The following is a 12,722-nucleotide window of genomic DNA, read 5'->3' on the forward strand; positions in this document are numbered from 1 at the left end:
GAAACAGATGCGCGGATAGGAATGCGCAAACATCTGTCGTTGAATGAGAAATTCATAGAATAAGCGGAAATGGAACCGGAAATTGACCGTGTCATCCACCCGCATCACAGTCTTTGATCAGCCGCATCAGTTCGAGCCTCTGGTTCCCGCCCAAAGGCTGGACCTGCTTCGGGAGCGGACACGGGAGGTGTTCGAAAAGTCGGCCACCCTCAAGGCTGCCGCCAGCGAGCCGGTGCGGGCTGGTCTGCGCGAGATCGTGCGATCCATGAACTCGTACTACTCCAACCGCATCGAGGGGCAGAGCACCCATCCTGCCCACATCGAGCGCGCCTTGCGGCAGGACTTTTCCGCTACGCCCGACGTGGCCCAGCGGCAGCGCCTGGCCCTGGCGCATATCGAGGCGGAACGCGAACTGGAGCCGCGGGTCGACTCGGAAGCGCAGGCCCTGTCCAGCGCCTTCGTGCGGGAGGCGCATCGCCGGCTGTATGAGCGCCTGCCCGCAGAGGACCGCAGGACCGACGACGGACGCGACATCGTGCCAGGCGGCCTCCGGTGCCACGACGTGAGCGTCGGCCGCCACCAGCCGCCCGCGTGGGCGTCGGTGCCGCTCTTCCTGGACCGCATGGACGCGGTCTATGGCCGTCTCAAGGGCGTCGACGCCCTGCTCTATACCGTCGCGGCGGCCCATCACCGGATGATGTGGACCCACCCCTTCGAAGACGGCAACGGCCGTGCCGTGCGCCTGCAGACGCACGGCGCCCTCTTCCCCATGAGCGGCGGTTTGTGGTCCGTCAACCGGGGCTTGGCGCGCGACCGGGATCGCTATTACCTGATGCTGGACGGGGCCGATGCCATGCGCCAGGGAGATCTGGACGGGCGCGGCAACCTGAGCGAGAAGGCGCTGTGGGATTGGTGCAGCTACTTCCTGGATGTCTGCACCGACCAAGTGGATTTCATGGCACGCATGCTCGACCTGGACAGCCTGCGGCAACGCCTGCACGCTTTCGTACTGACCCAGCGCGCAAGCGGTGCCGGTATCGAATACCGAGAAGAGGCGGTGCTGCCTCTGCAGATGCTGGCTGCCGCTGGAACGTTGACGCGTGGGGATTTCGGTCGCATGACTGGGCTGGAAGAAAGGACGGCCCGCAAGGTGATCTCGCGCCTGCTCAAGGACGGCCTGCTGCGCAGCGAGGGACCCCGGGATGTGCTCAGGCTGGGCCTGCCGCTGCACGCGCTGAACATCCTGTTCCCCAACCTTTATCCAGAGGCTGCTACGGCCGTGATGGACTGATGGGAGCGCGGTGTGCTCCCACTGGTCCGCAGCGCAATCCGGCTTGGCAGCCCCCGCGCCACGCAGTGCTTGACCTACAGCGCTATGCCGCTGCCGGCCACTGCGCAATCAGCTTGTCCAGCGTGACCGGATAGTCCCGCACCCGCACGCCCGTGGCGTTGTAGACGGCATTGGCCACGGCCGCCGCCGCGCCGCACAGTCCCAGCTCGGCGATGCCCTTGGCGGCCAGCGGCGAGGCCATGGTGTCGGGCTCGTCCAGGAACACCACCTCCTGCTCGGGAATGTCGGCATGCACCGGCACCTCGTAGCCCGCCAGATCGTGGTTGATGAAGAGGCCCAGCTTCGTGTCCACCGCCAGTTCCTCCATCAGCGCGGCACCCACGCCCATGGTCATGGCGCCGATCACCTGGCTGCGGGCGGTCACCGGGTTCAGGATGCGGCCCGCCGCGCAGACGGCCAGCATGCGGCGCACGCGGATCTCGGCCGTGTCCACATGCACCGCCACTTCCACGAAGTGGGCGCCGAAGGTCGAGTGCTGCCATTGCTTGGACAGCGACTCGTCGTACTCAATGCCGTCCTCGGCCGTCAGGGGCTCGCCGTCCTTCACCGCATCGGCCAGAGCCAGTCTGCGGCCACCGCTTCGGACCTCGCCGTCGATGAACTCGGCGCCCTCGGCCTCCAACCCCAGCTTGCGGGCGATGGCGTCGCGCAGCTTCACACATGCGGCATAGACGCCGCCCGTGGCATTGGCCGCGCCGAACTGGCCGCCCGAGCCGGCCGACACCGGCCAGTCCGAATCGCCCAGCTTCACCTCGACGCGCTCCAGCGGCACGCCCAGCAGGTCGGCCGCCGTCTGCGCCAGGATGGTGTAGCTGCCGGTGCCGATGTCAGTCATGTCGGTTTCGACGGTGACGCGGCCATCGGGTGCCAGACGCACGCGCGCGGCGGACTTCATCAGCATGTGGTTGCGGAAGGCCGCCGCCATGCCCACGCCGATGGCCCAGCGGCCCTCGCGCCTGACGCCGGGCTTCGCGGGACGCTGGTCCCAGCCGAAGCGCTTGGCGCCTTCGCGCAGGCAGTTCGCCAGACGACGCTGGGTGAAGCGGCGCTCGGGATGCTCGGGGTCCACGTCGGTGTCGTTGCGCAGGCGCAGTTCGACCGGGTCGATGCCGAGGCGCTCGGCCAGCTCATCCATGGCGACTTCCAGCGCCGCCATGCCGGGCGCCTCACCCGGGGCGCGCATGGAGTTACCTTCCGGCAGGTCCATCTCGGCCAGGTACATGGCGGTTCGGCGGTGGGCGCCGGCGTAGAGAAGCCGGGTCTGGTTGACGGCCGTCTCCGGTTGGCCCTCGGGCTGGTCGCCGGACCAGCTCTCGTGTGCGATGGCGGTGAGCCGTCCGTCCTTCTCCGCGCCCAGGCGGATGCGCTGGATCGTGGCAGGGCGGTGCGTGGTGTTGTTGGCGATCAGCGGACGATGCAGTCCGACGCGCACGGGGCGGCCCACCGCCCGCGAAGCCAGGGCGGCCAGCAGCGCATCCGCACGCAGGAACAGCTTGCCGCCGAAGCCGCCCCCAATGAAGGGCGAGCGCACGCGCACCTTCTCCTTGGGCATCTTCAGCGTGGCCGCGAGGTCGGTGCGGCACCAGTCGACCATCTGGGTCGAGGTCCACACGGTGAGGCGATCGCCCTCCCAGGACGCCAGCGTGGCATGCGGCTCCATCATGGCGTGCGATTCGTCGGGCGTGGTGTAGGTGGCGTCGAGCTGTACCGGCGCGGCAACGAAGGCGGCGTCGAAATCGCCGACCTCGGTCTTGGCATCGTCGCCCGCGATCTTGGCGTGCTCGCGTTCGGCGGCCAGGTCGAAGCGGCCGGGCGCGCTGTCGTAGCGCACCCGGATCAACGCGGTGGCGGCGCGGGCCTGCTCCAGCGTCTCGGCGACCACCACGGCGATGGCCTGGTGGTAGTGGTCGATGGCCGGACCGCCGAGCAGTCGGGCCGTGTTGCGCTTGGACTTGTCGAGCGAGCCCGCGTCCTTGGCCGTGACGACGGCCAGCACGCCCGGCGCGGCGCGAGCGGCTTCCACGTCCATGCTGGCGATGCGGCCCTTGCCGACGCCGGCGCCGAGCACCCAGCCGTACGCGGCCTCGCGCACATGGGCGTCGAATTCGGGATGCCATTCGCCCGCATAGGGCGCAGTGCCAGTGGTCTTGCGCGGGCCGTCGACGCGGTGCGTGGCCTGGCCGACATGGCGCAAATCCTCGCCCGGCACGGCGGTGGTGGAGGGATCGAATTTCACGGCTGCATCTCCTTCGCGTCGGCCAGCACGGCCGCCAGGGTGCGCTGCGCGAGCGGCAGCTTGAAGGCGTTGTCGGGGCGCGGATGGGCGTCGGCGAACAGACGCTCGGTAACGGCGTGTGGACCGTTCGGCAGTTCGGCCTCGGCGGCTTCCATGCGCCACGGCATGGGCGCCACACCGCCGAAGGCCACGCGCCCCTTGCCGTCGGGCTGCACGATGGCCGCCACCGACACCAGCGCAAAGGCGTAGGAGGCGCGGTCGCGCACCTTGCGATAGACATGCGTGCCACCGACGGGCGCGGGCAGCGTGACGGCGGTGATCAGCTCCGCCGGCGCGAGCACGGTGTCGCGCTCGGGCGTGTTGCCCGGCAGCCGGTGGAAGTCGGCAATGGGAATGGTGCGGCGCTGGCCGCCGGCCTGCACTGTCTCGACCTGGGCATCGAGCACGCGCAGGGCGACCGACATGTCGCCGGGATGGGTGGCGATGCACTGCGCGCTGCCGCCCACCACCGCCAGCTGTCGGCTGTAGCCCTGCAGCGCGCCGCAGCCGCTGCCCGGTTCGCGCTTGTTGCAGGGCAGGGCGGTGTCGTAGAAGTAGGGGCAGCGCGTGCGCTGCAGCAGGTTGCCGGCGGTCGTGGCCTTGTTGCGCAGCTGGCCCGAGGCACCGGCGAGCAGCGCGCGCGAAAGCACGCCATAGTCGCGCCGCACGCGGGCATTGGCGGCCAGGTCGGTGTTGCGCACCAGCGCGCCGATGCGCAGGCCGCCGCCCTCGATGGGCTCGATGCGATCCAGCCCCAGGCCGTTGATGTCGATGAGGTGCGTCGGCGTCTCCACCTGCAGCTTCATCAGGTCCAGCAGGTTGGTGCCGCCGGCGATGAAGCGGGCGTCCGGCGTGCGGGCGAGGGCCGCGACCGCCGCTTCGGGCGTGGCCGCGCGTTCGTAGCTGAAGGCTTTCATCGGGTGGCCTCCGCGGCTTCGGCGATGGCCTGCTGGATGTTGCTGTAGGCGCCGCAGCGGCAGATGTTGCCGCTCATGCGCTCGCGCATCTCGTCAGGCGACAGCAGGGGTTGGGCCTGCAGGTCGCTGCTCACATGGCTGGGCACGCCGTCGCGCAGTTCGCGCAGGGCGCCGACGGCCGAGCAGATCTGCCCCGGCGTGCAGTAGCCGCACTGGAAGCCGTCGTGGCGGACAAAGGCCTCCTGCATGGGATGCATGGCCTCGGGCGTGCCCAGGCCCTCGATGGTGGTGACCTCGCTGCCTTGGTGCATCACGGCCAGGCTCAGGCAGGTGTTGATGCGGCGACCATCCACGAGTGCGGTGCACGCGCCGCACTGGCCATGGTCGCAGCCTTTCTTGGTGCCGCACAGATGCAGGTGCTCGCGCAGGGCGTCGAGCAGGGTAGTGCGGTTGTCGACGGTGAGGCTGCGCGCCTCGCCGTTGACCGTCAGGTGCACCGTGCCGTGCAGGGCGCCGGTGGCGGTGCTGCCGCCGGCGGGCGATTCCGGCGCGCGGTCGCGCAGCGGCGGGGATTTCGGGCTGGGGGCCATGGGCTGCTCCGTGGGGTTCGTGGGGAATGGGCCGCCTGGATGAAAAGGGCGTGGCAGGTAATGCAGCGGCAGTCCCCACTTTGAAGGCCGTCCCAGGGGCCACATGCTCGGTGCAAGGACCAGCCGGGCGACAGCGCAGCGCCTGCCTGCCTGTGGGACGCGCCGGACACGGCATCCTCACGCATGCGAACGAGAAAAAGCCCCGGGGCCGAAGCCGCGGGGCTGGAGACGCGCAAGGCCAGCGGCGCGCGCCGCCGGCCGGCCAATGCCGGTGCGTCAGGCCATGACCGTGCCGCTCGCCTCGCCCAGGCCGATGCGTACCGCGCCGTCGCGCTCGCACCAGCCGCGCAGCACCAGCGTGTCGCCGTCCTGCAGGAAGGTGCGCTGCTCGCCGTTGGGGAGCTGGATCGGCTTCTTGCCGCCGAGCGTCAGCTCCATCAGCGAGCCGGCCGCGTCGGGCGTGGGGCCGGAGAGCGTGCCCGAACCCAGCAGGTCGCCGGGCTGCAGGTTGCAGCCATTGACGGTGTGGTGCGCCACCAACTGCGCGGCCGTCCAGTACGCGGCCTCTTTGGCGCGGCCCAGGGTCAGGCGCGCGGGCGGCTGGCCGTCGGCGCGCATCTTCGGCGTCTGGATCAGCACCTCCAGCACGATGTCCAGCTGGCCGTGCGCGCGGTTGGCCGCGCCATCCAGGTAGGGCAGCGGCTGCGGGTCGCCTTCGGGCCGGGTGAAGGGCGCACGGAAGGGCGCCAGCGCCTCCATGGTCACGATCCAGGGCGACACGGTGGAGGCGAAGTTCTTGGCCAGGAACGGGCCCAGCGGCTGGTATTCCCAGGCCTGCAGGTCCCGCGCCGACCAGTCGTTGAACAGGCCGACGCCGAAGAGGTGTGCCTCGGCGTCGTCGATGCCGACGGGCTGGCCGAGCGCGTTGCCCGGGCCGACGTAGAAGCCCAGTTCCAGTTCGTAGTCCAGGCGCTTGCAGGGGCCGAAGCTCGGTTCGCTGGCATCCGGTGCCTTGGTCTGGCCGCTCGGCCGCTTGAAGGTCGTGCCGCTGGGCACGATGGAGCTGGCCCGGCCGTGGTAGCCGATGGGCACCCACTTGTAGTTGGGCATCAGCGGCTGGTCAGGCCGGAACAGGCTGCCGATGGTGGTGGCATGGTGGATGCCGGTGTAGAAGTCGGTGTAGTCGCCCACCTTGCAGGGCACCGCGAGCTCGCAGGCCGACTGCGGCACGAGCGCCGCGGCCCAGGCGGCCTGCTGCGTGCTGCCCTGGGCCAGGCCGTCGGACAGGCGCTGGCGCAGCGCCACGCGCTCGGCGGGCGCGGCGGCCATCAGCGCGTTCATGTCGTCATGGTCCACCAGGCCGGCGGCGCGCAGGTCCAGCACCTGGTCGCCGATGGCGACGCCGATGCGCAGCGCCGCGTCGCTGCTGCCGGCGCGGCGGAAGCGGCCGAAGGGCAGGTTCTGGATCGGAAAGTCGCAGCCCGCCACGTTGGCGGATTCCACCCAGCTGCGCAGGTGGGGGTTGTGGGTCTTGTCGAGAAGGGTCATGGAAGAGCAGTGCAGTGGGAGTCAGTCGGCGGTCATGCCCGCCTTGCGGGCCACCTCGCCGAGGCGTTGGTATTCGGACTGCGTGAGCGCGGCCAGTTCCTCGGCCGTGCTGGCGCGCGGCGTGAAGCCGGCCTGCAGCAGCTTGTCGCGCACCGCGGGTTCGGCCAGGGCTTCGGCGAAGGCCTGGTTGAGCGTCCTGACGATGGCCGGCGGCAGGTGGGCCGGGCCATAGACGCCGAACCAGGGCTCCAGTGCATAGCCTTTCAGGCCCGTCTCGGCGATGGTCGGCACGTCGGGCAGCGAGGGCGAGCGCGCCGGCCCGGCCACCGCCAGCGCGCGCAGCTTGCCGGCCTGGATGTGTGGCAGCGAAGCAGGCAGGTTGTCGAACATCACGCCCACCGTGCCGCCCAGCAGGTCGGTGATGGCCGGGCCGCTGCCCTTGTAGGCCACGTGCGTGAGCTGGGTGCCCGTCATCTGCGCGAACAGCACGCCGGCCAGGTTCATCGAGGTGCCGGCCCCGGCCGTGGCATAGGGCAGGCCGGGCGTCTTCTTCGCGGCGGCGATCAGCTCGGGCACCGACTTGATGGGCGAGCTGGCCGGCACTTCGAGCACGATGGTCGAGGTGCCCAGCAGGCCGATGGCGGTGAAGTCCTTGCGCGGATCGAAGGGCACCGACTTGTAGATGTGCGGATTCAGCGCGTTGGTCGAGATGGCGCCGAAGCCGATGGTGTAGCCGTCGGCCGGGGCCTTGGCCACCACGTCCATGCCGATGTTGCCGCCCGCGCCGCCGCGGTTGTCGATGACCACCGGCTGGCCCAGCTTCTCGGCCACGCGCTGGCCGACGGTGCGCGCCACCAGGTCGGTGGTGCCGCCGGCGGTGTAGGGCACGATGAAGCGGATCGGCTTGGATGGGAAGTCGGCCGCCTGAGCCTGACCGCCAAGCACCACGCCGATGCCCAGTACGCATGCGGCTCCAATGCGGGAGACGCCGCGGAACCGGCTTCGCCGGGCCGCTGGCGGCGCCCCCTTGAGGGGGGATTCGGCTACACGAAGTGAGCAAGAAACGGGGGGGAACTCGTTCATTTTTGGAATTGGTCCTTCAGGCCCGCCCAGCAATCGGCGTAGTCGTGGTCCAGCGGGGCGGTCTCCATCGCGAAGGCGGTGGGCACGAAACGGTAGCGGCTCTCGAACATGAAGGCCAGCGTGTTGTCCAGCTTCTGCGGCTGCAGGTTGGCGCTGGAGGCCTTCTCGAAGGCCTCTTCGTCCGGGCCGTGCGGCACCATGGCGTTGTGCAGGCTGGCGCCGCCGGGCTTGAAGCCGCCAGGCTTGGCGTCGTACTCGCCGTACACCAGGCCCATGAACTCGCTCATCAGGTTGCGGTGGTACCAGGGCGGACGGAAGGTGTCTTCCATCACCAGCCAGCGCGGCGGGAAGATCACGAAGTCGCAGTTGGCCGTGCCCGGCGTATCGCTGGGCGAGGTGAGCACCGTGAAGATGGACGGATCGGGATGGTCGAAGCTGATCGAGCCGATGGTCATGAAGTTGACCGTGTCGTACTTCACCGGCGCCAGGTTGCCGTGCCAGGCCACCACGTTGAAGGGCGTGTTGCTGGCCGGCGCGCGCCAGAAGCGGCCGCCGAATTTCTTGATCAGTTCATAAGGGCCGGCGACGTCTTCGTACGCGGCCACGGGCGCCTGGAAGTCGCGCGGATTGGCCAGGCCGTTGGAGCCGATGGGGCCCAGCTCCGGCAGGCGGAACTGCGCGCCGTAGTTCTCGCACACGTAGCCGCGCGACGGGCCGGCGCCGGCCTCGGTGTCGGGCAGTGCCACCTTGAAGGCCAGGCCGCGCGGCAGCAGGGCGATCTCGCCCGGCTTCACGTCGAGCACGCCGAGCTCGGTGGTGATGCGCAGGCGCCCCTGCTGCGGCACCACCAGCAGCTCGCCGTCGGCATTGACGAAGGCACGGCGGTCCATCGACTTCGTGGCCAGGTACACGTGGGCGGCCACGCCGGTCTGCGCATCGGCATCGCCATTGGCGGCCAGGGTGCGCATGCCTTCCACGAAGTCGGCCTCCACGCCGGCCTCGAAGGGGATCGGGTGCCAGCGCAGCGGCTCGGGCGCCAGGGCGGCGGCGCGGTCGCCGCCGGTGGTCCACAGCGGCTGGGCCCAGGCCTGGTAGCGGCCGGCCACCACGCTGGGCTGCCGGCGGTACATCCAGCTGCGGCGGTTCTGGTGGCGGGGGGCGGTGAAGGCGGTGCCGGACATCAGCTCGGGGTAGAGCTGCAGCGGCGCGCGCTGCGGGCTGTTGCGGCCCTGGGGCAGTGCACCGGGCACGGCCTCGGTGGCGTATTCGTTGCCGAAGCCGCTCTGGTAGCGCAGGGAGGAAGAGGGGTCGGAGGCGGTCATGGGAATCCTCGCAGGTTGGACGGGCCGGCGCCGCAGCACAGCGTGCGCGCCGGTCCGGGGTTGGCTCCAATTAGTTTTAATGAAATGAGTTCGACTATGCCGAACTGGCGGCGAGTGTAGGCCGCGCATCTGGTAATGTCTAACGATTTACAAATCAACGAATCCAGGCGGGTGATGGCGGAAGACGGCGAACGCGGCGCACAGCGTGGCATCCAGAGCATCGAGGTGGGCGGCACCCTGCTGCAGGCCCTGGTGCACACCGGCCGGCCCATGCCGCTGAAGGCGCTGGCACAGGAGGCCGGCATGACGCCGGCCAAGGCGCATCCCTACGTGGTGAGCTTCGGCCGGCTGGGCCTGATCGAGCAGGACGGCGCCACGGGCCATTACCAGCTCGGCCCGCTGGCGCTGCAGCTGGGGCTGATCGCCATGGCGCAGACCAACCCCGTGCAACTGGCCACGCCGGTGATCGAGGCGCTGGCCCGGCGCACCGGCCACACGCTGGCGCTGGCGGTGTGGGGCGAGCGCGGCGCCACCATCGTGCGCACGGCCGAGTCGCCGGCGGCGGTGCATGTGGCGATGCGCCATGGCACCGTGTTCTCGCTCGCCGGCACGGCCTCGGGCCGGCTCTTCGGCGCCTACCTGGACGAAGCGGTCGTGCGCGCCGCGCTGGAGGCCGAGCGGGCCCGCGCACAGCCGGGCGAGGCCGGCATGCCCGCGCCCGCGCCGCTGCCCGACTGGAACGCCTTCGAGGGCCAACTGCGCGAGGTGCGCGGGCGCGGCCTGTCGCGCTCCGAGGGCGAGGTGCTGCCCGGCATCAGCGCCATGGCCGCGCCGGTCTTCGACGCGGGCGGGCGCATCGTCATCGCACTCACGGCCATCGGCGCCTCCGCCGTCTTCGACACGCGCTGGGACGGCCGCCTGGCGGCGGTGCTGCGCGAGGCGGCGGCCGACATCTCGGCCCGCCTGGGCGCCCGCCGGCCCGGCTGACGTCCAGCTGCGGCATCGCTGCAACGGCGCCCCCCATAAGGCGGGTGCCCGCCGCGCAGAGAGGCGCTGGCCGCGGCGATACTCGCGCTTTTCTCCAGACGACGGTCCTGCGGCCGTCCCCCCTTGCCCGCGCCCATGTTCAGAAAGCCCCTGACGCGCCATGTTCTCTGCATGTCCGGAGGGGCGGTGCTGGCCGTGGTGCTGTGCCTGGCCTTCGGTGCCTGGTCCGTGCAGCGCGACCGGGCCGAGCAGGCGGGCGAACTGGCCGACAGCTACGTCAACCTGGCGCGTCGGATCACCGGCGAGGCGGTCGAGACCATCGACGCCATCCATGCCGAGCCGGCCGAGTGCGGCCCCCAGGAAGTCGCGCGCCTGCGGGCCCTGGTGCTCAACAGCCGCTTTCTCAAGGCCGCTGCCCGGCTGGAGAACGGGCAGGTGGTCTGCAGCTCGATCATCGGCCGAGTGGATCCGCCGGCGCAGCCCCCGCGGGTGGACCTGGCCGGCGACGGCGGCCGGCGCATCTCCTTCAACGTGCCCGAGCTGGGTGCGCCCGGCAGCCGCTCGATGGTCATCCGCGAAGGCAATGCGATGGTCTCCATCCATGCGCGCACCTTCATCGACCTGGCCGACCCGCGGCTGGACTTCGCCCTGGTGGCCAAGGACGGCGACGTGGGGCGGCTGCTGTTCACCAACACGCCCGCGCTGCAGGGGCTGGAGCGCGTCTCCGGCACCGAACCCACGCTCACCTTCAACGGCCAGCGCTACCAGGTGCGCTGCCTGCAGGCCTACACCGGCTGCATCGTGGCCACGCTGCGGGTGCCGCAGGGCGTGTGGGGCTCGCCGGTGATGATCGAGATGGGGGCCTTCGGCCTCCTGCTGGGACTGAGCGGCGGCTTTGCGTTCAGCGCCTTCCTGGGACGCTCGCGCTCGCTCAGCCGCCAGCTGCTGCTGGCCATGCGCAGTGGCGAGCTGCGCGTGGTCTACCAGCCCATCGTGCGCCTGTCCGACCGCCGACGCGTGGGCGCCGAAGCCCTGCTGCGCTGGACCGATGCCACCGGCAAGCCGGTGAGCCCCGATGCCTTCATCAGCGAGGCCGAGCGCAACGGCATGATCGGGCAGGTCACCCGCTTCGTGATCAGCCGCGTGCTGGAGGACCTGGGCGACGGCCTGCGCCGGCGGCCGGACTTCCAGGTCACGGTCAACGTCTCAGCCGACGACCTGATGGACAGCGGCTTCCTGCCCTTCCTGTCGGCGCGGCTGCAGGCGGCGCGGCTGCAGGCCTGCAGCATCGGGCTGGAGCTGACGGAGCGCACCACCGCCAACAGCCGCGAACTCAGCCGCGCCATCGCCCGCGTGCGCGAGGCGGGGCACAAGGTCTACATCGACGACTTCGGCACCGACTATTCGAGCCTGTCGTACCTGTCGCGGCTGCGGGTGGATGCGATCAAGATCAACCGCACCTTCATGCAGGCACTCCACGACCAGAGCGACCAGGACACCATCGCCCCGCAGATCGTGGTGATGGCCGAGGTGCTGGGCCTGACCATGGTGGTCGAAGGCATCGAGGAAGAGCAGCAGGCCGCCTACTTCCACACCCTGGCGCCCGACGCGCTGGCGCAGGGCTGGCTGTTCAGCAAGCCGGTGGAGGCGTCGCTGCTGTTCAGCTGACACCTCCTGCCGCTGCCACCCCCGCTCCGCGGAACGGCGGCGATGACTTCAAGGCCCCTCTCCCCTCGCGGGAGAGGGGTTGGGGAGAGGGGGCCACCCCCCAACCTCAACCCTGCTTCGCCGCCTCCAGCACGTCTCGCGTGCGCTCGGCCTCGCGGCGGGCGGCGGCGGCGAAGTCGACGCCGCTGCTGGCGTAGCAGATGGCGCGGGACGAGTTCACGATGATCGGCGCGTCCTCGCGCCAGCCGGCGCGCACGGTGGCCACCGCATCGCCGCCCTGGGCGCCCACGCCGGGGATCAGCAGCGGCACCGTCGGTGCCAGCTCGCGCACGCGGCGGATCTCCTGCGGATAAGTCGCGCCCACCACCAGGCCGAGCTGGCCATTGAGGTTCCACGGCCCCTGCGCCAGCGAGGCCACATGCTCGTACAGCAGCGGCTGGTCCGGCACGTCGGCCAGGCGCTGGCTCTGCAGATCGTCGCCGCCCGGGTTGCTGGTGCGGCACAGCAGGAAGGCGCCCTTGTGCGGGTAGCGCAGGTAAGGCGAGACGGAATCGAAGCCCATGAAGGGCGACAGCGTCACCGCGTCGGCGCCGTAGCGCTCGAAGGCCTCGGCCGCGTACTGCTCGGCGGTGGAGCCGATGTCGCCGCGCTTGGCGTCGAGGATGACCGGCACCTGCGGCGCCACGGCCCGCATGTGGGCCATCAGCCGCTCCAGCTGGTCCTCGGCGCGGTGGGCGGCGAAGTAGGCGATCTGCGGCTTGAAGGCGATCACCAGATCGGCCGTGGCCTCGACGATGGCGGCGCAGAAGTCGTAGATGCGGCGCGGGTCGCCCTTCATGCCCTCGGGAAAGCGGGTGGGCTCCGGGTCCAGCCCCACGCACAGCATGGAGCGGTTCTGGCGCTGCGCGGCCTGCAGCTGATCGAGGAAAGACATGGGGCGCGATTCTAGGAGGCCCCCTCGGGGCGGCCGTGCCGGCACCG

Annotated in this window: 10 protein-coding genes; 3 read left to right on the forward strand and 7 right to left on the reverse strand. The window is 70.5% G+C overall.

Annotated features, from left to right (window positions below):
• Positions 1-88 precede the first annotated feature (88 nt).
• Positions 89-1,291: a Fic family protein gene (locus ABIC63_RS17340; protein WP_354320784.1), complete on the forward strand. Its 1,203-nt coding sequence runs from the start codon at positions 89-91 to the stop codon at positions 1,289-1,291.
• A gap of 82 nt (positions 1,292-1,373) precedes the next feature.
• Here ABIC63_RS17340 and paoC read toward each other — a convergent pair whose 3' ends face one another.
• The 6 genes from paoC to hmgA form a co-directional block, all read right to left on the reverse strand.
• Positions 1,374-3,587, reverse strand: coding sequence for an aldehyde oxidoreductase molybdenum-binding subunit PaoC (gene paoC / locus ABIC63_RS17345; RefSeq protein WP_354320692.1), 2,214 nt, complete (start codon positions 3,585-3,587; stop codon positions 1,374-1,376).
• Positions 3,584-4,543 (reverse strand): FAD binding domain-containing protein, encoded by a 960-nt coding sequence (locus ABIC63_RS17350; RefSeq protein WP_354320693.1) that lies wholly within the window; start codon positions 4,541-4,543, stop codon positions 3,584-3,586. The genes paoC and ABIC63_RS17350 overlap by 4 nt, the downstream gene beginning before the upstream one ends.
• Entirely contained in the window at positions 4,540-5,133 is a 594-nt protein-coding gene (gene paoA, locus ABIC63_RS17355) for an aldehyde dehydrogenase iron-sulfur subunit PaoA (protein WP_354320694.1), read from the reverse strand. The genes ABIC63_RS17350 and paoA overlap by 4 nt, the downstream gene beginning before the upstream one ends.
• A gap of 276 nt (positions 5,134-5,409) precedes the next feature.
• Positions 5,410-6,681 (reverse strand): fumarylacetoacetase, encoded by a 1,272-nt coding sequence (fahA, locus tag ABIC63_RS17360; protein WP_354320695.1) that lies wholly within the window; start codon positions 6,679-6,681, stop codon positions 5,410-5,412.
• A gap of 21 nt (positions 6,682-6,702) precedes the next feature.
• Positions 6,703-7,629, reverse strand: coding sequence for a Bug family tripartite tricarboxylate transporter substrate binding protein (locus ABIC63_RS17365; protein WP_354320696.1), 927 nt, complete (start codon positions 7,627-7,629; stop codon positions 6,703-6,705).
• 131 nt (positions 7,630-7,760) lie between these two features.
• Positions 7,761-9,086 carry a homogentisate 1,2-dioxygenase gene (hmgA, locus tag ABIC63_RS17370; protein ID WP_294366511.1) on the reverse strand — a complete coding sequence of 442 codons (1,326 nt, stop codon included), beginning with the start codon at positions 9,084-9,086 and terminating at the stop codon, positions 7,761-7,763.
• 174 nt (positions 9,087-9,260) lie between these two features.
• Here hmgA and ABIC63_RS17375 point away from each other — a divergent pair, with 174 nt between their 5' ends.
• Complete coding sequence (locus tag ABIC63_RS17375) at positions 9,261-10,073, forward strand: IclR family transcriptional regulator (protein WP_502935884.1); 813 nt, start codon at positions 9,261-9,263, stop codon at positions 10,071-10,073.
• Between the two features lie 135 nt (positions 10,074-10,208).
• Positions 10,209-11,741, forward strand: coding sequence for an EAL domain-containing protein (locus ABIC63_RS17380; protein ID WP_234197317.1), 1,533 nt, complete (start codon positions 10,209-10,211; stop codon positions 11,739-11,741).
• Between the two features lie 106 nt (positions 11,742-11,847).
• Here ABIC63_RS17380 and pyrF read toward each other — a convergent pair whose 3' ends face one another.
• A complete protein-coding gene (pyrF, locus tag ABIC63_RS17385) occupies positions 11,848-12,675 on the reverse strand; it encodes an orotidine-5'-phosphate decarboxylase (protein ID WP_354320698.1) in 828 nt (275 codons plus the stop codon).
• Positions 12,676-12,722: the final 47 nt, after the last annotated feature.

This window comes from Pseudacidovorax sp. 1753, from assembly GCF_040544975.1.
GTDB lineage: Bacteria > Pseudomonadota > Gammaproteobacteria > Burkholderiales > Burkholderiaceae_C > Xenophilus.

Excerpts from the sequence above, each read along its gene's own strand:
- ABIC63_RS17350 (WP_354320693.1), bottom strand. The coding sequence starts at position 4,543 with ATGAAAGCCTTCAGCTACGAACGCGCGGCCACGCCCGAAGCGGCGGTC.
- paoA (WP_354320694.1), bottom strand. The coding sequence starts at position 5,133 with ATGGCCCCCAGCCCGAAATCCCCGCCGCTGCGCGACCGCGCGCCGGAA.
- fahA (WP_354320695.1), bottom strand. The coding sequence starts at position 6,681 with ATGACCCTTCTCGACAAGACCCACAACCCCCACCTGCGCAGCTGGGTG.
- hmgA (WP_294366511.1), bottom strand. The coding sequence starts at position 9,086 with ATGACCGCCTCCGACCCCTCTTCCTCCCTGCGCTACCAGAGCGGCTTC.
- ABIC63_RS17375 (WP_502935884.1), top strand. The coding sequence starts at position 9,261 with ATGGCGGAAGACGGCGAACGCGGCGCACAGCGTGGCATCCAGAGCATC.
- ABIC63_RS17380 (WP_234197317.1), top strand. The coding sequence starts at position 10,209 with ATGTTCAGAAAGCCCCTGACGCGCCATGTTCTCTGCATGTCCGGAGGG.
- pyrF (WP_354320698.1), bottom strand. The coding sequence starts at position 12,675 with ATGTCTTTCCTCGATCAGCTGCAGGCCGCGCAGCGCCAGAACCGCTCC.